The sequence below is a fragment of the Streptomyces sp. KL109B genome (genome assembly GCF_030766935.1).
GTDB lineage: Bacteria > Actinomycetota > Actinomycetes > Streptomycetales > Streptomycetaceae > Streptomyces.
Genome location: NZ_JASERL010000017.1, coordinates 135,036 through 157,435 on the forward strand (window position 1 = coordinate 135,036; position 22,400 = coordinate 157,435).

The 22,400-nt window shown below is 72.1% G+C and carries 20 protein-coding genes; 7 read left to right on the plus strand and 13 right to left on the minus strand.

The annotated features are described in order from the left end of the window. Positions 1 to 22 precede the first annotated feature (22 nt). Positions 23 to 1,009 (minus strand): LysR family transcriptional regulator, encoded by a 987-nt coding sequence (locus RBJ65_RS39115; RefSeq protein WP_306322011.1) that lies wholly within the window; start codon positions 1,007 to 1,009, stop codon positions 23 to 25. Positions 1,010 to 1,121: 112 nt separating this feature from the next. On the opposite strand from RBJ65_RS39115, the gene mdlC reads away from it, so the two are divergent. From mdlC to RBJ65_RS39135, 4 genes are all read left to right on the plus strand, one after another. Beyond that, entirely contained in the window at positions 1,122 to 2,705 is a 1,584-nt protein-coding gene (mdlC, locus tag RBJ65_RS39120) for a benzoylformate decarboxylase (RefSeq protein ID WP_306322010.1), read from the plus strand. 2 nt (positions 2,706 to 2,707) lie between these two features. Next, positions 2,708 to 4,165 (plus strand): aldehyde dehydrogenase family protein, encoded by a 1,458-nt coding sequence (locus RBJ65_RS39125; protein WP_306322009.1) that lies wholly within the window; start codon positions 2,708 to 2,710, stop codon positions 4,163 to 4,165. Between the two features lie 84 nt (positions 4,166 to 4,249). Continuing rightward, entirely contained in the window at positions 4,250 to 5,476 is a 1,227-nt protein-coding gene (locus tag RBJ65_RS39130) for an aromatic acid/H+ symport family MFS transporter (protein ID WP_306322008.1), read from the plus strand. Positions 5,477 to 5,586: 110 nt separating this feature from the next. Then, positions 5,587 to 7,143 (plus strand): MFS transporter, encoded by a 1,557-nt coding sequence (locus RBJ65_RS39135; protein ID WP_306322007.1) that lies wholly within the window; start codon positions 5,587 to 5,589, stop codon positions 7,141 to 7,143. Here the strand turns inward: RBJ65_RS39135 and RBJ65_RS39140 are convergent. From RBJ65_RS39140 to RBJ65_RS39160, 5 genes are all read right to left on the minus strand, one after another. Then, positions 7,127 to 8,059: a PDR/VanB family oxidoreductase gene (locus RBJ65_RS39140; RefSeq protein ID WP_306322006.1), complete on the minus strand. Its 933-nt coding sequence runs from the start codon at positions 8,057 to 8,059 to the stop codon at positions 7,127 to 7,129. The two genes, RBJ65_RS39135 and RBJ65_RS39140, sit on opposite strands and share 17 nt — an antisense overlap. Before the next feature lie 2 nt (positions 8,060 to 8,061). Next, on the minus strand, positions 8,062 to 8,229 hold the full coding sequence (locus tag RBJ65_RS39145; protein WP_306322005.1) for a hypothetical protein: 168 nt from the start codon (positions 8,227 to 8,229) through the stop codon (positions 8,062 to 8,064). Beyond that, the gene (locus tag RBJ65_RS39150) at positions 8,226 to 9,254 is read right to left on the minus strand and encodes an aromatic ring-hydroxylating dioxygenase subunit alpha (RefSeq protein ID WP_306322004.1); all 1,029 of its coding nucleotides are present in this window, start codon (positions 9,252 to 9,254) and stop codon (positions 8,226 to 8,228) included. Before RBJ65_RS39150 ends, RBJ65_RS39145 begins: the two co-directional genes overlap by 4 nt. 171 nt (positions 9,255 to 9,425) lie before the next feature. Further along, positions 9,426 to 10,193, minus strand: a complete 768-nt coding sequence (locus RBJ65_RS39155) for an IclR family transcriptional regulator (protein ID WP_306322003.1) — start codon at positions 10,191 to 10,193, stop codon at positions 9,426 to 9,428. 10 nt (positions 10,194 to 10,203) lie between these two features. Then, positions 10,204 to 11,016, minus strand: coding sequence for an alpha/beta fold hydrolase (locus tag RBJ65_RS39160; RefSeq protein WP_306322002.1), 813 nt, complete (start codon positions 11,014 to 11,016; stop codon positions 10,204 to 10,206). A gap of 203 nt (positions 11,017 to 11,219) precedes the next feature. Here RBJ65_RS39160 and RBJ65_RS39165 point away from each other — a divergent pair, with 203 nt between their 5' ends. Then, positions 11,220 to 12,080 carry a Cof-type HAD-IIB family hydrolase gene (locus RBJ65_RS39165; RefSeq protein ID WP_306322001.1) on the plus strand — a complete coding sequence of 287 codons (861 nt, stop codon included), beginning with the start codon at positions 11,220 to 11,222 and terminating at the stop codon, positions 12,078 to 12,080. Between the two features lie 12 nt (positions 12,081 to 12,092). Here the strand turns inward: RBJ65_RS39165 and RBJ65_RS39170 are convergent, their stop codons facing one another. Further along, positions 12,093 to 13,064, minus strand: a complete 972-nt coding sequence (locus RBJ65_RS39170; RefSeq protein ID WP_306322000.1) for an ankyrin repeat domain-containing protein — start codon at positions 13,062 to 13,064, stop codon at positions 12,093 to 12,095. A 270-nt stretch (positions 13,065 to 13,334) separates the two neighbouring features. On the opposite strand from RBJ65_RS39170, the gene RBJ65_RS39175 reads away from it, so the two are divergent. Further along, the gene (locus RBJ65_RS39175; RefSeq protein ID WP_306321999.1) at positions 13,335 to 14,663 is read left to right on the plus strand and encodes a lipase family protein; all 1,329 of its coding nucleotides are present in this window, start codon (positions 13,335 to 13,337) and stop codon (positions 14,661 to 14,663) included. Positions 14,664 to 14,756: 93 nt separating this feature from the next. On the opposite strand, the gene RBJ65_RS39180 is transcribed toward RBJ65_RS39175, so the two are convergent. The 3 genes from RBJ65_RS39180 to RBJ65_RS39190 all read right to left on the minus strand — a co-directional run bounded on the left by RBJ65_RS39180 (position 14,757) and on the right by RBJ65_RS39190 (position 17,281). Continuing rightward, entirely contained in the window at positions 14,757 to 16,256 is a 1,500-nt protein-coding gene (locus RBJ65_RS39180; protein ID WP_306321998.1) for a SulP family inorganic anion transporter, read from the minus strand. A gap of 8 nt (positions 16,257 to 16,264) precedes the next feature. Further along, complete coding sequence (locus RBJ65_RS39185) at positions 16,265 to 16,846, minus strand: carbonic anhydrase (RefSeq protein ID WP_306321997.1); 582 nt, start codon at positions 16,844 to 16,846, stop codon at positions 16,265 to 16,267. A gap of 78 nt (positions 16,847 to 16,924) precedes the next feature. Continuing rightward, complete coding sequence (locus RBJ65_RS39190) at positions 16,925 to 17,281, minus strand: hypothetical protein (protein WP_306321996.1); 357 nt, start codon at positions 17,279 to 17,281, stop codon at positions 16,925 to 16,927. A 173-nt stretch (positions 17,282 to 17,454) separates the two neighbouring features. Between RBJ65_RS39190 and RBJ65_RS39195 the strand changes: the two genes are divergently transcribed. Next, entirely contained in the window at positions 17,455 to 18,177 is a 723-nt protein-coding gene (locus RBJ65_RS39195; protein ID WP_306321995.1) for a nitroreductase family protein, read from the plus strand. A gap of 30 nt (positions 18,178 to 18,207) precedes the next feature. Here RBJ65_RS39195 and RBJ65_RS39200 read toward each other — a convergent pair whose 3' ends face one another. The 3 genes from RBJ65_RS39200 to RBJ65_RS39210 all read right to left on the minus strand — a co-directional run bounded on the left by RBJ65_RS39200 (position 18,208) and on the right by RBJ65_RS39210 (position 22,321). Then, positions 18,208 to 19,890, minus strand: a complete 1,683-nt coding sequence (locus RBJ65_RS39200; RefSeq protein WP_306321994.1) for an ABC-F family ATP-binding cassette domain-containing protein — start codon at positions 19,888 to 19,890, stop codon at positions 18,208 to 18,210. Positions 19,891 to 19,975: 85 nt separating this feature from the next. Further along, complete coding sequence (abc-f, locus tag RBJ65_RS39205) at positions 19,976 to 21,619, minus strand: ribosomal protection-like ABC-F family protein (protein WP_306321993.1); 1,644 nt, start codon at positions 21,617 to 21,619, stop codon at positions 19,976 to 19,978. A gap of 213 nt (positions 21,620 to 21,832) precedes the next feature. Then, a complete protein-coding gene (locus RBJ65_RS39210; protein ID WP_306321992.1) occupies positions 21,833 to 22,321 on the minus strand; it encodes an HPP family protein in 489 nt (162 codons plus the stop codon). Positions 22,322 to 22,400 lie beyond the last annotated feature (79 nt).

Genomic DNA, 22,400 nt, shown 5'->3' on the forward strand with positions numbered 1-22,400 from the left:
CCACCAAAGGCGGGCGCCGGCCTCACGCCCGCGTCGCGTCCACCAACGACTCCCGCATGAAGTCCACCAGCCACCGCTGCGCCGGAGTCCGCGCGTGGGCGTGCCGCGCGTACACCGACACCTGCGCCGCCTCGACGTCGAAGGGCAGTTCCACGAGCCGTACGCGGTGATCCGCCGCGAACATCCGGCCCACCAACCGCGGTGCCATCGCCACGAGTTCACTGTCCTGCACCAGATACGGCAGCCCCGCGAAACGCGTCAACTCCAGGGCCACCCGGTGCAGCAGGCCGTGCGCCTCCAACGCGCGGCGCGGCCCGTCGTGCCCGGCGGGGCCCGAGACCGTGACATGCCGCTCGGCGCCGAGCGCCGCCAGGGACACGGCGGCGCCGCGCAACCGGGGATGGTCGCGCGCCACCACGGCGACGTACCCCTCGGAGAACAGCGGGATCCGCTCGACGCGCTGCGAGCCCAGTGGTGGCGAGGCGATGAACGCGTCGATCTCGCCGCGGCCCAACTGGTCCTCCGCGCCCCCGATGTCGAGTGGCCGCACACTCAGCGTCGCCCCCGGCGCCCGCCTCGGCAGCGCGGCCATCAGACGGGGCAGCAGGGCGACCTCCCCCAGATCGGACAGGCACACCGTGAACGCGGCGCGCGCCGTCGCCGGGTCGAAGGAGTGGGCGCCGCTCAGCGTCGTCTCGATCTCCGTGACGGCGCTGTGGAGCGGCTCGTACAGGGCGCGCGCCGTGGTCGTCGGCGCGAGGCCGGCGCCGGTGCGGCGGAAGAGTTCGTCGCCGAAGCGGCGGCGCAGCTTCTGCAGCCCGTAGCTGACGGTCGGCTGGGTCACGTGCAGGGCCTCGGCGGTCGCCGTGACGCTACGGGTCTCGTAGAGCAGCACGAAGGTCCGTATGAGGTTGAGGTCGAAGTCCCGCACGATCGGCTCCCGTCCAATGCCGTCCAGTCCCGGCCCGTCAGGGCCCGACCCGACCCGGCCCCTCAGGGCCCTGTCCATGGCTCGCATTATCGAACCTGTCTATGACGTGGGTAGGCAACATTGATTGGAGCACGGTCCGCTTTATTTCTAGGCTCAACCACATCACCCCCGGTCAAGGAGGAGTTCGCGCATGCCGACCGCACGCCGGATCGCCCACGCGTTCCTGGAGCGCCAGGGCCTGACCACGATCTTCGGGAACCCGGGCTCCAACGAACTGCCCTTCCTGGCCGGGCTCCCCGACTCCTTCCGCTACGTCCTCGGCCTGCACGAAGGCGTCGTCGTCGGCATGGCCGACGGATACGCCCAGGTCACCGGCCGCCCCGTGTTCGTCAACCTGCACGCCGCAGCCGGTTCCGGCAACGCCATGGGCGCGCTCACCAACGCCGTGTACGCGCGCTCGCCGCTGGTGCTCACGGCGGGCCAGCAGGTGCGCTCCGCCGTCGGCATGGAGGCGATGCTCGCCAACGTGGACGCCCCACAGCTGATGCGCCCCCTCGTCGGCCACTCCGCCGAACCGGCCTGCGCCGCCGACGTCCCGCGCGCCCTCGCCCACGCCGTCTTCGAAGCCGAGCTGCGGCGCGGGCCGAGCTATCTCTCCGTGCCGTACGACGACTGGGACGCCGAGCTCGACCCGCACACCTCCGACATCCTCGAACGCCGGGTGCGGCGCGGCCTCGCCCCCGACGAGGCGCAACTCGACGACCTCGTACGGGAAGTGGGAGCCGCCCACAACCCCGTGCTCGTACTCGGCGGTGACATCGACGCCGCCGGGCTCTTCGACCGGGCCGTGGCCTGCGCCGAACACCTCGACGTGCCGGTGTGGGTGGCGCCCTCGCCGCACCGCCTCCCGTTCCCCAACCGGCACCCGCTGCTGCGCGGCGTGCTGCCCGCCGGAATCGGTTCGGTGTCGTCGGCGCTGGCCGGTCACGACCTCGTCCTCGCCGTCGGCGCGCCCGTCTTCCGCTACCACCAGCACGTGCCGGGCCCGTACCTCCCCGAAGGCGCCCGGCTCGTCCAGGTCACCGACGACCCGGGCGCGGCGGCCCGCGCCCCGATGGGGGAGGCGCTCGTCGCCGACCCCGGCCCGGTGCTCACCGCACTCCTGACGCGTCTGCCTCAACGTACAAGCAGGACAAGGGAGTTCACCGCTCCGCCCGAGCCCGCCACCGCCCCCGGTGACACTCTGCACCCCGAAGAGGTCTTCGCCGCGCTCCGCGACACCCAGCCGCCCGACACCCGCTATGTCGTCGAGTCGACGTCCACCAACTCCGCATGGTGGCGCCAGATGGACCTGCGGCGCCCCGGCTCCTACTTCTTCCCGGCCTCCGGCGGCCTCGGCTTCGGGCTGCCCGCCGCCGTCGGCGCGGCCATGGGAGACCCGGACCGGCCGGTCGTCGCGGTCGTCGGCGACGGCTCCGCCAACTACGGCATCACCGCGCTGTGGTCCGCCGCCCACTACCGGATCCCGGTCACCTTCCTGATCCTGCGCAACGGCACGTACGGCGCGCTGCGCTGGTTCGGGACGCTCCTCGACACACCTGACGTGCCGGGCACCGAGATTCCCGGCATCGACTTCACCGCGCTCGCCGCGGGCTACGGGGTGCCCGCCACCACCGTCACCGAACTCGCCGATCTGCGCGAGCAGTTGAAGAATCCCGCGACCGACGGGCCCCGCCTCGTCCAGGTCGACACCCACCGCACCACACCGGAGTGAACATGGCTCTCCTCGAGAACCCGATATGGCACGACCGCATCCACCTCGACGGCTGGACCGAGGGCTCCGGAGGTACCTCCCGCGTCGTCGAACCCGCCACCGGGAACCGGCTCGCGAACATCGGCAGCGCCACCCCTGACGATGTCTCCCGCGCCGCCGCCCGCGCCGCCGAGGCGCAGAAGGAGTGGGCCCGCACCTCGCCCGCCGAGCGCGCCGCCGTGCTGCGCAGGGCCGGTGACCTGTTCGCCGAGCACGCCGAGGAGATCAAGGACTGGATCGTCCGCGAGGCCGGATCGACCCGCCCGAAGGCCACCGTCGAGACCGACTTCGCCGCCGCCGAGTGCTACGAGGACGCGGCGCTGCCCGCGCACCCGCTCGGCGACGTGCTCAGCAGCGGCGAGCCCCGCTGGTCGTTCGCGCGCCGCGTCCCCGCGGGCGTCGTCTCCGTCATCGCGCCGTTCAACTTCCCGCTGATCCTCGGCATCCGCTCCGTGGCACCCGCCCTCGCGCTCGGCAACGCTGTGCTGTTGAAGCCGGACCCGCGGACCGCCGTGTGCGGTGGTGTCACCATCGTCCGGATCTTCGAGGAGGCGGGGCTGCCCGAGGGACTCCTTCACCTGCTGCCCGGCGACGCGAGCGTCGGCGCCGCCGTCGTCGAGGCCCCCGAGGTGTCCGTCGTCTCCTTCACCGGCTCAACTGCCGCTGGACGCAAGGTCGGTGAGTCCGCCGCCCGCAACCTCAAGAAGGTCCACCTCGAACTCGGCGGCAACAACGCCCTCGTCGTCCTCCCCGGCGCCGACCTCCCCGCCGCCGCCTCGGCCGGCGCCTTCGGTTCGTACCTCCACCAGGGCCAGATCTGCATGGCGACCGGACGCCACCTCGTCCACGAGTCGCAGGCAGAGGAATACGTGGCGCTGCTCGCCGAGAAGGCCGCGGCGCTGCCCGTCGGGGACCCCGCGCTCGGTGACGTGGCGCTCGGCCCGATCATCGACGGCCGCCAACTCGCCCACATCGACCAGGTGGTGACCGACAGCGTCGCCGCGGGCGCGAAGATCGCCGCCGGTGGCAAGGCCGACGCCCCGTACTACCCGGCGACCGTCCTCACCGGCCTCGACGACGACACCCCCGCTTGGCGCGAGGAGATCTTCGGACCCGTCGCCCCCGTGCGTACGTACCGCGACCTCGAAGAGGCCGCCCGCATCGTCAACGACTCGCCGTACGGACTGTCCGTCGGCATCCTCGGCGACGTCGGCGCCGCCATGACCCTCGCCGACCAGCTGCACTCCGGGAAGGTGCACATCAACGAACAGACCGTCATGGACGAGCCCGGCGCGCCCTTCGGCGGCGTCGGCGACTCCGGAAACGGATCCCGGTTCGGCGGCGCGCAGGCCAATATCGAGGCGTTCACCGAGACGCAGTGGGTGACCGTGCGCCCGCGGATCGCGCCGTACCCCTTCTGATCCCCGAGCCCCTGTTGATGACCCCCGTCCCCTAGGAGCAGCGCGTCCCCGTCCCCATCCGCTCGTTCGGCAAGGAGTACGGCAATGACGACGTCTCCCACGCGGTCGGTCAGCACAGCGGTGCTGTGCTGGCTGACCGTCCTGCTGGAGGGATACGACCTGGTGGCGCTCGGTGCCACCATCCCCACCCTGCTCAAGACGCACCACCTCGGTTTCACCGCCGCCGATGCCACCGCCGTCGCCACCGTGTCCCTGATCGGGGTCGCGGTCGGCGCGGCGGGGCTCGGCCCGCTCACCGACCGGTTCGGGCGGCGCGGCATGCTCATCGGATCCGTGCTGCTGTTCTCCGTGTTCACGCTGGTGACACCGCTCGCCCCGAACGTCGCCGTGTTCGGAGTGCTGCGCTTCCTCGCCGGGCTCGGCCTCGGCGCGTGCATGCCGGTCGCCCTGACCGTCATGTCGGAGAACCTCCCCGAACGCCGCCGCGCCAGCGCCAGCACCTTCACCATGACCGGCTACCACGTCGGCGCCGTCCTCACCTCCGTGCTCGCCCTCGCCGTCGCCGACGACTGGCACTGGCTGTTCTACGGCGGGGGAGTCGCGGGCCTCCTCGTCGTGCCGCTGATGTGGTGGAAGCTCCCGGAGTCCGCCGCGTACCTCGCCGCCAAGCGACAGCCCGAGGCCGAGCGCATCGGCATGCGCGATCTGCTCGGACCGCGCATCCGCCGCACCACCCTCGCCGTGTGGGGCGGCTCCTTCATGGGCCTGCTGCTCGTCTACGGGCTCAACACCTGGCTGCCCCAACTCATGCGCAGCGCCGGCTATCCCATCTCCCGCTCCATCGCGCTGCTGCTCGTCCTGAACATCGGCGCCGTCATCGGGCTCGTCGTCGCGGGCGTCGTCGCCGACAAGTACGGCATCCGGCGCGTGGCCCGGATCTGGTTCGCGGCGGGCGCCGTACTGCTCGCCGTGCTGAGCCTGCGCATCGACAGCAGCCTGCTGTTGAACGCGCTCGTCCTGCTCACCGGCGTCTTCGTGTTCTCCGCGCAGGTCCTCATCTACGGATACGTGGCCCACGTCTTCCCGGCCCGCACCCGCGGCACCGCACTCGGCCTCGCATCCGCGGTCGGCCGACTCGGCTCCATCACCGGCCCCTTCGTCACCGGAGCCCTGGTCACGGCGGGCATCGCGCACCCGTGGGGCTTCTGGTTCTTCGCGGGCGTCGCGGCGCTCGGGTTCGCCGCGATGCTGCTGCTGACCGCGCCGACGCTGGAGCGGGACCGGGCGGCGGACGTGGCGTTCACCGGCTGAGCTTCCGCGGAAAGGGCGGGGGCGGACGCGGGCCGGCCGTTGAGTTAGGGTTACCTAACCAGCGGGGAGGTTCCCGTGTCCTCCGCCTGTCCTGCCCAGAAGGAGCCCGCATGACGGCGACGTCCGCCGCCGAGCAGCCGACCGCCCCCACCCCCGCCACGACCCTCGCCCGGCCGAGGGACCCGCGCCGCTGGCTGATCCTCGGCGTCATCTGCCTCGCCCAACTCGTCGTCATCCTCGACAACACGATCCTCAACGTCGCCGTCCCCACCCTCACCGACGACCTCGGCGCGGGCACGGCCGACGTCCAGTGGATCATCAACGCGTACGTGCTCGTGCAGGCGGGACTGCTGCTCGCGGCCGGGGCCGCCGCCGACCGCTACGGCCGCAAGAAGCTGCTCCTGACTGGTCTCGTGCTGTTCGGCGGCGGCTCGCTCGCCGCCGGACTCGCCCACAGCACCGGCCAGTTGATCGCCGCGCGCGCCGGCATGGGCGTCGGCGGCGCCCTCCTGCTCACCACCACCCTCGCCGTCGCCGTGCAGGTCTTCGACGACGACGAACGGGTCCGCGCCATCGGTGTGTGGGCCGCCGTCAACGCCCTCGGCTTCGCGGCGGGCCCGCTGGTCGGCGGCGTCCTGCTCGCCCACTTCTGGTGGGGCTCCCTCTTCCTCGTCAACCTGCCCGTCGTCCTCCTCGGCCTGTGCGCGGTCAGCGTCCTCGTGCCGGAGAGCCGCGCCGAACAGAGCCACCGCCCCGATGTGCTGGGCGCGTTGCTGTCGATCGTCGCGATGACCGCGCTCGTCTACGCCGTCGTGTCCGGGCCCGACCACGGCTGGTCGTCCCCGTACGTGCTCGCGGGCGCGGGGCTCGGGGTGTGCGCGCTGGTCGGGTTCGTGCTGTGGGAGCGGCGCGTCGCCGACCCCATGCTCGACATGAGCTTCTTCCGCAACCGCACCTTCACCGGGGCCGTCATCGGCGCCGTACTCATCACCTTCGGCAGCGGGGGAGCGCTGTTCCTGCTCACGCAGCAGCTCCAATTCGTCCTCGGATACGGGCCGTTGGAGGCGGGCCTGCGCACGGCGCCGTTCGCGCTGACCGTGGTGCTGCTCAACTTCACCGGCCTGTCCGCCCGGTTGAGCAAGCGCCTCGGCATCCCGGGCGCCGTCGCCGTCGGCATGACCCTGCTCGCCTGCGGCCTCGCCGCCGTGGCGCTCGCCGGACATGTCGTGGACGGATACGGGGGGCTGCTCGCCGGGCTCGTCCTCATGGGCCTCGGCTGCGCGTTCGCCAACCCGGCGATGGCCGTCGCCGTGATGGGCTCCATCCCGCGCGACAAGGCGGGCGCGGGCGCCGGGATCCAGGGCACCGTCACCGAGTTCGGCAGCGGCCTCGGCGTCGCCGTCCTCGGCGCCGTGCTCAGCGCCCGCTTCTCGGCGCTCGTGCCGGTGACCGCGGCCTCCCTGCCCGCCGCCCTCGCCGCCACCGACTCGGCGGCCGAACGCCACACGGTGACGCGGGCGTTCGGCTCCGCCGTCGAGACCGGTCAACTGGTGGGCGCGGCGGCCGTGTTGACCGGTGGACTGGTGGCGGCGGTGCTGCTCCGGCGGGCGGAGCAGGCGACGACACACCAGGAGCAGGCGTCGGCGGCCGTCACAGATCCAGCGTGAGCCGCGCGCCCTTGGCCCGCGACACGCACACCATCATCGTCTCGTCGCTGTCCCGCTCCGCCGCCGTGAGCACACTGTCCCGGTGGTCCACCTCGCCCGCGAGCACATCCGTCTCGCAGGTGCCGCACGTTCCCTCGGTGCACGAGTACAGGACCTCGACCCCGGCCTCCTGCAACGTGGCGAGGACCGTCCGGTCGGCCGGCACCTTCAACACCCGCCCACAGCTGGCGAGTTCGACCTCGAAGGCCGTGTCGCCACTGGTGTCGGCCGCCGCCGGGGTGAACCGCTCCGTGCGCAGTACCTCGGCCGGAACCAGCTCCTCCAACGCCTTGAGCAGGGGCTCGGGCCCGCACGCGTAGACGAGTTCACCGGGGCGCAGGTCCGCCAGGGTGGACGGCAGATCGAGCAGCCCCTCGACGAGCGCGATCCGCCCGCCGGGGTGCCGGGCGGTCAACTCGTCGGCGAACGCCATCGTTTCGCGCGACCGGCCCCCGTAGGAGAGTGACCATGCGGCGCCTTGCTGGGTCGCCTCGGCGAGCATCGGCACGATGGGCGTGACACCGATGCCGCCCGCCACGAACCGGTAGGCGGGCGCCGGTTCGAGCCGGAAGTGGTTGCGCGGCCCACGGGCCCGTATCGCAGCGCCTTCCTTAAGCCCGTCGTGCACCCGCGCCGAACCGCCCCGCCCGTCGGGCTCGCGCAGCACGGCGATCCGCCACGAGCGGTCGTCGCCGCCGCACAGCGAGTACTGCCGCTCCAGGCTCTCGTCCAGGAGTACGTCGATGTGGGCCCCCGCCTCCCACGCGGGCAGCGGCGCCCCGTCCGGGCGGCGAAGCAGCAGGGACACGACGCCGGTGGCCTCCTGGCGGCGTTCGGCGACGGCGAGGTCCAGCGTGTCGAGCAGCGGGTCGCTCACGTTCAACGTTCCTTGTCCTCACGGGTGTTCGGGTGGTCGGGGTGGGCGAGCATCCACTCCCACATGGCCACCGGGTCCTGGCTCGTGTGCCGGGCCCCGCAGTAGCAGCGGCCGTCGAGGAGGTCGGTGCCGGGGAGCCATTCGATGCGGTAGACGGCGGGCCGCGTCATCCGGCGGCCAGCTTCCCGAGGATGCGGCGCGCGGCGAGGCCACCCGTGTCGATGTTGATGCTGAGCTCCTGGTAGCCCGCGGGTTCGGTGTCCAGGGTGCGCTGCAGCAGATTGAGCGCGTCGACGTCCTGCATCACGACCTTGTGGTTGAAGTCCCGCAGGAACGCGGTCACTTCGTCGTCCTCGGTCGCGAAGTTCCGCGACACCGCCCAGAAGTCGTACACCTTGCCCGGCGCGGACGGTGTGATCGCGTACGTGATCTCCGTACGGAACGCCGGGGTCTCCTGCCCGGACGGGCTGATCGTGCTGTGCAGCAGATACAGGCACGGCGCGTGGTACTCGATGTCCTGGCGCCGGTCGATGCGGCCCTCGATGCCGGTGGAACGGGCGTAGAACGGCGGGCACTCGGCGTCCTTCATGTGCCGCGACACCCGCACGATGCCCGACTCCTCGTCGACCTCCGTGGCGATGGGTGTCTCGGCGACCTCCGGTGTGCCGATGTAGCCGCCGTGCAGATACGTCTCGTGCGACAGGTCCATCAGGTTGTCGACGAGCAGCATGAAGTCGGCGTCGATCGGCTCCATGCCCTCCACGGTCACGAAGCCGTCCTCGACGAGGTGCGGGGCGCGCGGAATCGTCGCCGTGTCGGCCGACTCCGGGTCGCCGACCCACACCCACACCATCCCGTCGACCTCCGCCACCGGGTACGAGCTCACCCGCGCCGTGCGCGGCACCCGCTTCTGCCCCGGCACGAACACACACGTCCCCGTCGTGTCGTACGTGAACCCGTGGTACCCGCACACCAGCCGGCCCCCGTCCAGGCCGCCCGCCGACAGTGGGTAGCGGCGGTGCACACACCGGTCCGCGAGCGCCACCGGGGCGCCGTCCTCGGTGCGGTAGAAGGCGATCGGCTCACCGAGGATCGTGCGGCCGAGCAGCTCCCGGCCGACCTCCTTCGACCACGCGGCGACGTACCACTGGTCGCGGGCGAAGGCCGAGTACGACGGGCTTCCGTTTCCGGTCATGACGGGCGTCCCTCCAGTCACCACGCACGGCACCGTCGCCGCGCGTCACCGACCACCCTGGTGACCCGAACCACAGGCCCACAACGCCACTTTCGTCAGACGGAAGCGGGTCGCTCAGGCGGGAGCGGGCTGCTCAGGCGGAAGTCGGCCGTTCAGACGGAAGTCGGCCGTTCAGACGGAAGCGGGCCGCTCGGCCGAGACCGGTTGCCAGCCGAGCGCCCGCGAGATCCCGCGCCCCGCCACCTGCACCGCCGGAATCAACGCAGGCGTCCGCGCCCCCTCCACCGGTACGACGACGGAGACCGCCGCCACGACATCCCCGCGCGGACCGCGCACCGGCGCCGCCACCGACAGCGCGTCGTCCGTGATCTGACGGTCACTCACCGCGACACCGCCGCGCCGCACTTCGGCCAGCATTCGCCGCAGCCGCACCGGGTCCGTCACCGTGTACGGCGTGAAGGCGGCCAACCCGCCCTCGGGGTAACGCTCCTGAAGCCCCGGCCCGCCGTGCGCGAGCAGCACCAACCCCACGCCCGTCGCGTGCAACGGCCACCGCGCGCCGACCCGCGAGTGCACCCCCACCGCCGAACGCCCCGAAAGCCGCTCGATGTAGACGACCTCCGAGCCGTCCCGCACAGCGAGATGCACGTTCTCGTGCGTGGCCTCGTACAGGTCCTCCAGGAACGGCAGCGCCGCCTGCCGAAGGCCGAGGCCGCGCGGGGCGAGCGCCGCGATCTCCCACAGCCGCAGACCCACGTGATAGTTCCCCGCCTCGTCCCGCTCCAGGGCGCCCCAGCGGGAGAGCGCGCCGACGAGCCGGTGTGCCGTGGGCAGCGGAAGGTCGGCGCGCTGGGCGAGTTCGGTCAGGGTGAGCGAGGGGTGGTCCTGGTCGAAGGCGCCGAGCGCGTCGAGCAGCCGGTCGCTCGCCGAACGGGTCACCGTGCTCGCCCTACCCGGTCGGGCAGCGGTCACGGAGGAAGTCCAGCAGCACGGTGTTGAACAGCTCCGGCTGCTCGACCCCCGGCAGATGCCCGGCCCCGTCGATCACGCGGAGCACCGAGTCCGGCATCAGCTTCACGATCTCCTCCGAGTCCGAGACCGGCGTGTAGACGTCGTCCGCGCCCACCACGACGAGCGCCGGCACCTTGGCCCCGGCCAGGCTGTCCCGGTAGTCGGGGCGCTCGGCCCGCCCGCGCAGCGCCGCCGCGGCCCCGCGCGGATCGGTGACCTGCATCATGCCGAGCACCCGCGCGGCGACGTCGGGCAGCGCCGCCACGTTGTACCGCGCGAGCATCTTGTCGATCACCTCGTCCGCGTACCCGCCCATGCCCTCGGCGAGCAGCCGCACCGCGAGCCGGTTCCGCAGCCGCTTGCCCTCGGCGGTCTCGGCCGGCGCCGAGGTGTCGGACAGCACGAGGGCGCGGGTGCGGTCCGGGTACCGCAGATGGAACTCCATGGCTATCTGCCCGCCCATGGACACACCACCGACCACGGCGGACCCGATGCCCAGCGTGTCGAGGAGCGCGGCCACGTCGTCGGCGAACCGCGACAGCGGCACCTGCCCCGGCGTTACGCCACTCTCGCCGTACCCGCGCAGATCGGGCGTGAGCACCCGGTACCCGGCCGCCGCGACCGCGTCGGCCTGCGGATCCCACAGCGTCCGGTTGAACGGATGGCCGTGGATCAGCACGACCACGCCGCCGTCCGCGGGGCCGCGGTCGTCGTACCGCAAAACGGTGCCGTCCTGCGTGAATGGGGGCATGGCGCGCTCCTGGTTGGGTTGGCCCTGCGCGGAGTGAGTGCCGGAACCGTACGGCGCCGACGTGGGCATGATCAAGAGTGTTGCCCGGTCAGAGCGGAGCGGCCGAAGACGGTACCGGAGGGCGGAAGACGTTTGGTAAGGCCCATTACTAAACTGGGAGTGCCACGCCCGGATCACCGCACACCACCGAATCAGGAACCACCGTGAACGCCCAGCACCACCAGCCGTCCGCGGCCACCCCGCCCGACATCCGCCTGATCGTCACCGACATGGACGGCACGCTCCTGGACGGCGACGGGAACATACCCGACTCCCTGTGGCCGCTCCTCGCCGAGCTGAACGACCGCGGCATCGCCTTCTGCCCCGCCAGCGGCCGCCAGTACGCCACGCTCGCCGCACAGTTCGAGGCCGTCGACGACGGAGGCATGGTCTACGTAGCGGAGAACGGCGCGTACGTCCTGCGCGGCGGCGCCGAGGTCAGCTCCGACCCGCTGGAGCGCGGCGTCGTCGAGTGGATCGTGAAGTCCGTGCGCGGGCTCGTCGAGGAGGGCGGCGCCGACACGGGCGTCGTCGTCTGCGGGAAGCGGTCCGCGTACGTGGAGCGCTCCGACGAGGCGTTCATGGAGCAGGTCCGCAAGTACTACGCCGCCCACGAGATCGTCGCCGACGCCACCGCCGTCGAGGACGACTTCGTGAAGGTCGCGCTCTTCGACTTCGGCTCCGCGCAGGACACCACCGCCCCGATCCTCGAACCCCTCGCGGACACACACCAGGTCGTCGTCTCCAGCCAGCACTGGATCGACGTCATGAACCCCGCCGCCAACAAGGGCGCCGCCGTCCGCAGGCTCCAGGCCGCCCTCGGTGTCACGCCCGCGCAGACCATGGTGTTCGGCGACTACCGCAACGACCTGGAGATGCTGGACACCGCCGACTGGTCCTACGCCATGGCCAACGCCCACCCCGACGTCCTCGCCCGCGCCCGCCTGCGCGCCCCGGCCAACACGGAGCACGGAGTCGTACGCACGGTCCGTGACGTGCTGCGGCTCGACGACGCTCAGAGCTGAGCGCGGCCGGGCTCATATTCGGGGCAGCTCGACCCACATCTCGGGCGGGCCGACGATCGCGCGGGCGTCGGTGAGCCGCAGGCCCGCGTAGGCGCAGGCGTACGCCACCGGCTGGTGGTGGTAGAGGTACGCCGCCAGCACCTCCTCCGGTGTGTCGTCGTCGTAGGGCCCGCCGCCAGGGTGCAGGTCCGAGCCCTCGACGACGCCGTCGCGGACGACGCTGCCCTGGTCGCCGCTCTTGGGGTTGCCGTAGAAGCCGTAGGAGACGGTGCCCGCGGACAGCAGGGCCTGCACCTCCAGTCGCTGCGGCTCGTACCCCCAGGGCTGAGCGACGACGCAGCCGCCGGGCACGGTAGTGAGGCCGACGATCGCGTCGTCGTAGGAGTCGTGGGAGAAGTCGCAGGAGAGGCCGTGCGCCTCCGGATCACCCTCCGCCTCATCGAGCCGGTCTCCCGCCACGGGGGAGGCCGACAGGCGGCGCCGTGCTTCCTCGGCGTCGATGCCCGCCACACACGCCAGGCCCATGCCTTCGGCGTCGAGGTCGCCCAACGCGGCGATCAGGCGCCGGGCTTCGCGCACGGCCGACTCCTCCGACGCGCTCAGCCCCGGTTCGCCCTCGGGCCGGGGAAACAGCTCGGGCGTGGGCCCTGCCAGCGCGAGCCGCCCCGCCGACCAGCCGCCGCACTGCGCCCGCCACGGATCGGCGCCGGCGGCGACGAGGGCACGCGCGACCTCCGGACGGTTCGCCACGACCGCGTGCCACAGCGCCGTCGTGCCACTCTCCGGCGCGTCCACATCCGTCACGCGCCGGGCCAGCTCGGACACGACCTCCGGGGTGCCGAACTGCACCGCCCGATGCAGCGGCCGACCCCCGTGCGGGCCCCACGCATCCGGGTCGGCACCCGCCTCCAAGTGCCCCACGATGGTGTCGAGATCCTGCCAGTCCCGCCAGGTGACCCTCGCCCAACTCCCGCTGCCCGCCATGCGCTTCCCCCTCCGTTCACCAGGCCCGACAGGTTCACCGGACCCACGCCCCACACTCAAGCACACGCCACTGACAACGCCCCTCCGCCGCAGGTTACTCAACCGTAACCTTCCCGGTGCTACCCCCGGTAACTCCCATGTGGATAGCGTCCGCAACGGCGCGTGGTGGCGGTGTGACGACCGCACGCGACGCGCCGTCGGCCTGCCCGAGAGTCCCGGCCGACTGCCGCCAGGCGGGGTCAGGCCCCGCCCGTAGACCGGAGGTTCGCCATGCCCGCCGCCCCCACCCGACTGCTGGCCGCCGCCGTCACCGTCGCCGCGTGTGTCGGCGCACAGGCCGTGCCCGCCGCGGCCGCGACCGGCTCGGACCAGGAGGTGTCCCGCGGTGTCACCATCCCCACGTTCTACAACCCGCCGGCCGAACTCCCGGACGCGGACGGCGCGTTGATCCGCGACGAACCGCTCCCGCTCGCCCTCACCCTGCCCGGCCTGAACGGCCCGCTGCCCGGCAAGGCGACCCGCATCATGTACAAGACCACCGACTCGAACGGGAATCCCGCCGCGTCCACGGGCGCGTACATCGAACCGAGCGCCAAGTGGCGCGGCAACGGCCCTCGCCCGCTCGTCGCCCTCGCGCCCGGCACGCAGGGGCAGGGCGACCAGTGCGCCGCGTCCATGGGCCTGGAACACCCGATCCGCGTCAACGGCCAGACGCTGGTGGCCGGTTACGAGGACCTGGCGATCTACCGGCTCCTCGCCAAGGGGGTCGCGGTCGTCGTCACCGACTACATCGGCCTGGGCACCACCGACCGCCTGCACACCTACGTGAACCGCGTCGACGAGGCGCACGCGGTGCTCGACGCCGTCCGCGCCGCCCGCGCCCTCAAGGACGCCTCCATCACCACCGACTCACGGGTCGGCCTCTTCGGCTACAGCCAGGGCGGCGGCGCCACCGCGGCCGCCGCCGAACTCCAGCCGACGTACGCCCCCGATGTCACCCTCTCCGGTACGTACGCGGGGGCGCCGCCCGCCGACCTGACCGCGACCACCAAGGCCATCGACGGCACCGACCTCGTCGGCGCGCTCGGCTGGTCCCTCAACGGCTTCCTGCAGTCCGACCCGGACCTCCGGCCGATCGCCGACAAGTACCTGAGCGACAAGGGCCGGGCGGCCCTCAAGGACCTCTCCACGGCGTGCGTCGGCGACGCCATCCTCGGCTACTCGTCCAAGAAGAGCTCGACCTGGACGAAGGACGGCAAGAGCCTCGAAGAGATCATCAAGGCGGAGCCGCGCCTCCAGGAGTTCCTCGCCCAGCAGCGTATCGGCACCATCGAGCCGCAGAGCCCGGTCCGCGTCGCCACCGGCGTCAACGACAACCTCGTCCCGCACGGCCAGGCCCGCCAGTTGGCCGTCGACTGGTGCGGCCGCGGCGCCCAGGTCACGTACAAGCCGGTCGCCATCCCGGACGTCGGCCGCGCCCTCATCAACCACTTCGGCCCGCTCCTCACCGACCAGGGGCAGGCCATCTCCTGGCTCACCGACCGCCTCTCCGGAGACCCGGCCACCTCGACATGCGCCGAACTCCCCTCGCAGAGCTGACGCCCGACCGCTCGACACACCAAGGCCCCGACTCCCGTGCGCCGCACGGGAGTCGGGGCCTTGGCCGAAGCGGCTGTCAGGCCGGAGCGGTTGTCACGCCGACGTGAGCTTCACCGGCTCCGTCTCCGCCGAACTGTGCCGTTCCGCCCAGTTCTCCAGGGCCGTGCGGCACGCATGGTCCAGGTGCTGGAGGCCGGAGAGGTTCAGCTCCACGGGACGGTTCTGCGGAAGGGCCTCAAGGCTGTCGAGGATTTTCGGAAGCCGCAGGAACGTCGCGTTGCCGGTCAGGTGTGCCTGCACCGGGCCCGCGCCCTTGTCTATGACCTCCAGCTTGACGTGCGAGGAGTCCCAGGCGGTCTTCACGACCGACAGGGCCAGACCGATGAGCACGCCCTCGAACATGCTGATCGCCACGATCGACACCGCGGTGACGACCAGGATCAGCGCCTCACCCCGGTGCTCGCGCCAGAGCTTGGCCAGGGGCCGCACGGGCACCAGCTTCGCCCCGGCGTGCACCAGGACACCCGCGAGCGCCGGGATCGGGATGTACGCGAGGAGCGTCGGCAGCAGCGCGGCGAACAGCAGCAGCCATACGCCGTGCATGACACGGGACGCCTTGGTCTTCGCGCCCGCCTGGACGTTGGCCGAGCTGCGCACGATCACCGCGGTCATCGGCAGCGCGCCGAGCACACCGCACACCGCGTTGCCCGCGCCCTGCGCGAGGAGTTCCTTGTTGTACTCGGTGCGCGGACCGTCGTGCATCCGGTCCACGGCCGCCGCGCTGAACAGTGACTCGGCGGAGGCGATCAGAGTGAACGCCACGACCGTGCCGAGCATGCCGACGGTGGCGAGCTGCCCGAAGGAGTCGAGGGGCGGCGGCTGGATCGAACCGATCAGACCGTTGACCTCGACCATGGCGACGGGCGCGTTGAACACGAACGCCGCCAGCATCGCGAGGCCCACCGCGGCGAGCGGACCCGGCACGACGCGCGCCTTCTTGGGCATGTACTTCCACAGCACCAGGACCGCGACGGTCCCGGCGCCCAGGGCGAGCGAGGCGAGGGCCGAGGCGCTGCCGAGCGCGTCGAGGAACGCCTCCGGAAGCCCCGCTATCTTGCCGATCCCGGACTCCGGGGCCTTGGCGTCGAGCACCGAGTACATCTGGCCCGCGATCAGGACCAGGCCGATGCCGGCGAGCATGCCTTCGACGACCGAGACCGAGATGGCCCGGAAGTAGCGGCCCACCTTGAGCGCGCCCATGGCGATCTGGAGCAGACCCGTCGCGAGCACGATGGCACCGAGCGCCGGCAGGCCGAACTCCTGCACCGCCTCGAACACGAGGACGGTCAACCCGGCGGCGGGGCCCGACACTTGGAGGCTGCTGCCCCGCATCAGGCCCGTGACGATGCCACCGACGATGCCGGTGATCAGACCGATCTCGGCCGGCACTCCGGAGGCGACGGCCACGCCGACGCACAGCGGCAGCGCGACCAGGAACACGACCAGCGAGGCCGTGAAGTCCGCCTTCAGATGCGGGAACTTGGGGGATGGACGGGTGGGTGGATTCGGGGTGTGGGGGGTGGTGTCTGTCATGGCGGCACTCACAGAGTCTCGAACGCGTCGGAGTCGGCGCGGTGTTCGCGGACGCCGCCGGTGTGCACCTCGTAGTACCAGCCGCGCAGCGTGAGTCGGCCGTCGGCGAGCCGGCGCTCCACACACGGGTAGGAGCGCAGCCGGAGCAGCTGGGCGAGGACGTGTTGTTGGACGGCCGCGGCGACCGTGGCGTCGGACGGGTCGCAGGCACCCGGCTCGTCCGCGGCGTGCGCGAGCCAGTCGCGCACGGCGGGCACGGCCGCGAGGTCGTCGCCGCGCACCAGCGCGCCGATGGCCCCGCAGTGCGAGTGACCGCACACGACGATGTCCGTGACGCCGAGGACCTCCACGGCGTACTCGATGGTGGCGGTCTCCCCGCAGGGGGTGCCGCCTGCGTACGGGGGCACGATGTTGCCCGCGGTGCGGAGCTCGAACAGCTCACCGGGGCGGGCGCCCGTGATCAGGGCCGGCACGACGCGAGAGTCGGAGCAGGTGATGAAGAGGACCTGCGGGGACTGGCCGTCGGCGTGACTGGCGAACTCCTCAGGGCGCTGGCCGAAGGTGCGGGCGTTGTCGATGAGGGGCTGCATGTGTGGTGATTCCTCCTGGCGCGCCTGCATGGCGCGTCGGACGGGCAGGACAGGTGAGGGGTACGGCTGTCGGGAATCTCAGCAGCGGAAGACCTGGAGGGACGCCGCTGTCAGCTCGTCGATGGATCTGTCCGGTCTGACGTACGAGGAGTACGGCGCGGTGGCCGCGTCCGCGGCGACGGCGGGCACGGGTGACTCGGCGCAGGGGCACGGGACTTGGGCCGTGCACGAGGACGCCCGCTGGCGGTCCCGGGTGCGTGCCACCTCGGCCTGCCCCTGGGGTGCCGGACCGTCGTGGCAGGCCTTCGCGTCGCTCTGACTCGCGACCGCGCTGTGTGCGGAAGCGAACGACTGTGCGGGCGCGAGCAGCGGGAGCGCGAGCAGCAGGGCGATGACATAGGCCATCGCCGTGCTCTTCCTCCCACTTCGGGACATGCTTCCCCCTCGCGCTTCGTCTGCCAAGAAAGCGCCAACGTACGGTCAACTGAAGGTCAAGAGATAGGTTAACTCTGCAAAGGTGACTTGGGGGTTAACTCGGTGTTGCGGGTCAAAGGATGCGTGGAATCCGAGGGTGTTTTGGCGCGAATGACACCCCTAGACTCGTGATCATGGAAGACATCACCGCACGCCAAGTCACCGAAGAACCCGCCCTGTTCGACACCATGGCAACGATGCGCGCCATGCGCCGACTGAGCCCGGAACCCGTCCCCGAGGAACTCCTCGACCAGCTCATACAGGCAGCGGTGTGGGGGCCCAGTGGCGGCAACATGCAGCGCTACGAGTACGTCGTGGTCACCGATCCACAGGTCATGGCGGAACTGGCACCCTTGTGGAGGCGGTGTGTGGGCGCCTACTTGGCGACCACGGGGAAGCACGCCCCCGAAGGCATGGACGAGGCCGCGTACGGGCGCATGGTCGCCGCCATCGAGTACCAGCGCGACCACTTCGCCGAGACACCCGCGCTCGTCATCCCCTGCTACCAGTTCCCGCCGCCGCGCCTCGACGACGAGGGGCTGAGCGCCTCCGCCGCCGCGCTCGGCCCCGACGCGACCGCCGCCATGGCCGCCACGCAGGAGCGGTTCGCCGCGCTCGCGGAGGGCTCCTGCGTCTACCCGGGCGTACAGAACCTGCTGCTCGCCGCGCGCGGCCTCGGCCTCGCCGCCAACATCACCATCTGGCACCTGATGCTGGAGGACGAGTGGAAGGCCGCGCTCGGCATCCCCGACGACATGCGGACCTTCGCCGCCATCCCGATCGGCAGGCCGCTCGGCCGGTTCGGTCCCGTGCGCCGCAGGCCGGTCGCGGACGTGGTGCACCGGGACCGCTGGTAGCCCGACCCGTCACCGGTCACCCGTCACCGGTCACCCGGCGTCGGCGGTCCGGTCGAGCCGCAGCTCGCGGCCCTTCCAGCGCTCGCGCAGCCACCGGTCGTGGCAGGCGACGACGATCGCGCCGGGCCCGGCGCCCATGGCGTCCTCCAACTCGTCGCAGAGCGTGGGGGAGAGGTGGTTCGTCGGCTCGTCGAGCAGCAGCAGCTCCGGCGGTCTTGCCACGAGAAGGGCGAGCGCGAGCCGCCGGCGCTGCCCGACGGAGAGGTGGCCGACGGGCCGGTCGAGGTCGGCCGCGCGCAGCAGCCCGAGCCCGGCCAGCGGCACCGCCTCGGCCCGCTCGAACCCGAGCTCCCGCACGTACGTGTCACGTGCGGTGCGCTCGGGCCGCGCGAACACGGAGTCCTGCGCCAGCAACCCCACCGAAAGGCCGGTACGCCGCAGGGTCTCGCCCCGCGCCGCCAGGTGTCCGGCCAGGACCGCCAACAGGGTTGACTTTCCTGTGCCGTTGGCGCCCGTGACGAGGAGCCGGTCGTCGGGTGTCACGTCGAGCCGGTCCAGTGTCAGCCGCCCGGGGACATGGACCGCGCGCAGTGACACCAGCGGCTCGTCGCCGTCGATGTCGACGCCGGTCTCGACGCCGGTCTCGGCGCCGGTGGGTGCGCCGCCCGGCACCTGGGCGAGCCGCTCGGGCCGGAAGCGCAAGGGCGGCGGTGGCGCGGCGACCCGCGTCCGCTCCAGCTCCTCCAGGCGCCGGGTGGCGTTGCGGACCCGGCGCGAGATCTGGCTCTGCACCCGGTTGGCGCGGACGCCGTAACCCATCTTCTCGTTGTCGCGCGGTCCCCGGTCCGGGGCGACACGGTGCGCCGAGACACCCGCCGCGTGCCGCAACGCCACCAACTCCTCCTGCTCCTCGGCGAACCGCCGCTCCCACCGCTCCCGCTCGGCCCGCTTCTCGGCCCGGTACGCGGTGTAGTTGCCGCCGAACCGCACGGGTCCTTCCACCGCCGGATCGAGGTCCACGAGGTCCGTGCACACGGCGTCGAGGAACGCCCGGTCGTGGCTGGCGAGCACGACCACGCCGGGCAGCGCCCGCACCTGTTCCTCCACGAACAGCGCGGCGTCGTCGTCGAGATGGTTCGTCGGCTCGTCCAGGAGCAGCGCGGCAGGGCGGCGTACGAGCAGCGCGGCCAGCGCGAGCCGACCGCGCTGGCCGCCGGAGAGCGAACCGAGGGTGCGGGTGTGCGCGAGCGCGCCGAGACCGACACCGGTGAGGGTGATCGAGGCGCGCCGGTCCGCGTCCCACGCCTCGCGCTCCTGCGCGCTCTGCAGCAACGTGCCGTAGGCGTCGAGGAGTTCGGCGTACGCATCGGATTCCTCCGGCGTACGGGAGAGCGCCTCGCCGAGCCGGTCGAGCTCGGCGAGTTCGGCGCGGGTCTCGCGCAGCGCGTCGTCGAGCACGTCCGCGATCGTCGCCGTCGCGTCGTACGGCGCCTCCTGCTGAAGGAAGCCGAGGTCGGGCGGGCGTACGACACTGCCTGAGTCGGGGGTGTCCACGCCCGCGAGCAGGCGCAGCAGGGTCGACTTGCCGACCCCGTTCTCGCCGATGAGGCCGATGCGGCGGCCGGGGGACGCGGTGAGCGACACACCGTCGAGGACGCGGCGGGTGCCGAGGGTGCGGGTCAGTTCGTGGGCGATGAGGGCGGGCTGGGACATGTGAGGTGTGTTCCGTTCGACGTGAGCGGTCGTGGGGCCCGCCGGGCGTACGCCTCGGGGCGGGCCGGGTCGTCACGCCGGCGGATCACATCTCAGGAGCCCCCACGTCCGTCAACACGCCGCCGGAGAACCGGAGTTGACGCTCCACACCGATCCGGGCCAGGAACCGCTCGTCGTGGCTCACCACCATGAACGCGCCCTGGTACGAGCCGAGCGCGCTCTCCAACTGGCCGACGCCCACCAGGTCCAGGTTGTTCGTCGGCTCGTCGAGCAGCAGCAACTGCGGGGCCGGCTCGGCGCACAGCACACACGCCAGGGTGGCCCGCAGCAGCTCCCCGCCCGACAGCACCCCCACCGGCAGGTGGGCGCGCGGGCCGCGGAACAGGAACCGCGCGAGGAGATTCATCCGCTCCGCCTCCGGGCGCCCCGGCGCGAACGCGGCGAAGTTCTCGGCGACCGTACGCTCCGGATCGAGCAGGTCGAGGCGCTGCGACAGGTACGCGACCCGGCCGTCGGCCACCTTCACGCTGCCGTCGTCCGGCCGCAGATCACCGCTCACCAGCCGCAACAGGGTCGTCTTCCCCGCGCCGTTGGGCCCGGTCAGCGCGATGCGCTCCGGCCCGCGCACCGTGAGGTCGACACCCTCCCCGGCGAACAGATCCCGCTCACCCCTGCGTACCTGCGCGTGCTCGGCCTGTACGAGGGTGCGTCCCGCGGGCACCTTCGTGTCGGGCAGGTCGAGGACGAGCCGCGGATCGTCACGCACGGCGCGCTCGGCCTCGTCCAGGCGCGCCTTCGCGTCGCCGACCCGCGCGGCATGTGTCTGGCCCGCCCGGCCCGCGGACTCCTGGGCGCCCCGCTTCATGTTCCCTGCGAAGATCTTCGGCAGTCCGGCGCTCTTCAGGTTGCGGGCCGCGTTGCTGGCGCGGCGCTCCGCGCGCTCGCGGGCCTGCTGCATCTCCCGCTTCTCGCGCTTCACTTCCTGTTCGGCGTTGCGGACGTTCTTCTCGGCGACCTCCTGCTCCGCCCGCACCGCCTCCTCGTACGCGGTGAAGTTCCCTCCGTACCAGCGCAGTTCACCGTGGTGCAGCTCGGCGATCCGCTCCATGCGGTCGAGCAGCGCCCGGTCGTGGCTGACCAGCAGCAGGCAGCCGGTCCAGCGTTCCAGGACGTCGTAGAGGTGGCGGCGGGCGTCGAGGTCGAGGTTGTTGGTGGGCTCGTCGAGCAGCAGGACATCGGGGCGGCGCAGCAGCTGGGCGGCGAGGCCGAGGGAGACGATCTGGCCGCCGCTGAGGGTGTCGAGGCGCCGGTCGAGGTCCAGTTCACCGAGGCCGAGGGAGTCGAGCTGGGCGCGGGTGCGCTCCTCGATGTCCCAGTCGTCGCCGATGACGGTGAAGTGCTCCTCGCTGACATCCCCGGACTCGACGGCGTCCAGGGCGCGGACGATCCCGGCGACGCCGAGCACCTCGGCCACGGTGAGCGACCCGGCGAGCGGCAGGTTCTGCGGCAGATGACCGAGCACACCCCGCACGGTCACCGAGCCGCCGGCGGGCGTCAGCTCACCGGCGATCAGCTTGAGCAGCGTGCTCTTGCCCGCGCCGTTCGGGGCCACGAGCCCGGTGCGCCCGGACGGCACGGAGAAGGACAGGCCGTCGAACACCGGAGTGTCGTCGGGCCAGGAGAAGGACAGGTTCGAGCAGACGACGAAGGCGTCGGACGCGGTAGACACGGAAGGAGACCTCGCGTGGGAGACGGACAGGCCGATACGGCTGCCCGGAACAGGAAAAGGGGACGACTGGGAGGCCAACCCGGCGGCGCCTGTGCGCACCGGCCGCTGGCCAGACGGAGCCGGGTATCACCCGGAGATGTCGTCGTCCACCGCCATGTTCGTTCTCCTGGATCTACGAAAGGTCCAAGAACACTAACAGCTTCGGCCGCGCGGTCACCAGCTCAACGGGTAGCGGACCGGGTGCCCGCCGATCCGGCCCGGCAGCAGCCCGACGGCGACGAGGAGCGACGCGGCGAGCGCGAGCAGCGGCAGGAACGGCAGCGGGTGCGGGGCCTGGAGCACGACGATCGCGGCCGTCGCGGCGGCGGGGGAGTGGGAGAGGTGGGTGAGCATCATCGCCCCGAGCGAGAGCCCGGCGGCGACGGCAGCTCCCCAGCCGTTGCTCCCGGTCACCGCGAGCGTCCCGAACCCGATGGCGGCGGAGAGCAGCTGGCCCCCGACGAGATTGCGCGGCTGCGAGATCGGCAGGCCCGGCGCACCGTGCACCAGGGCGGCGCTGGCGGCGAGCGGGGGTATGAGGAGCGGCTGCCGCAGCAGCACCCCGACGCCGACGAGCACCAGCAGGGCGCCTATCGCGAAGGTGGTGGCCCGCAGCACATGCAGGGGGTGCGGACGGGCGGCGGGGGACGGGGGCGTGGACATGCGGACTCCGGGCAGGGGGTAGCGGGGTCCGGAGATCATAAACAGAAGGCCGGAGCCTTGGCACTTTGCTTGTCTCTCA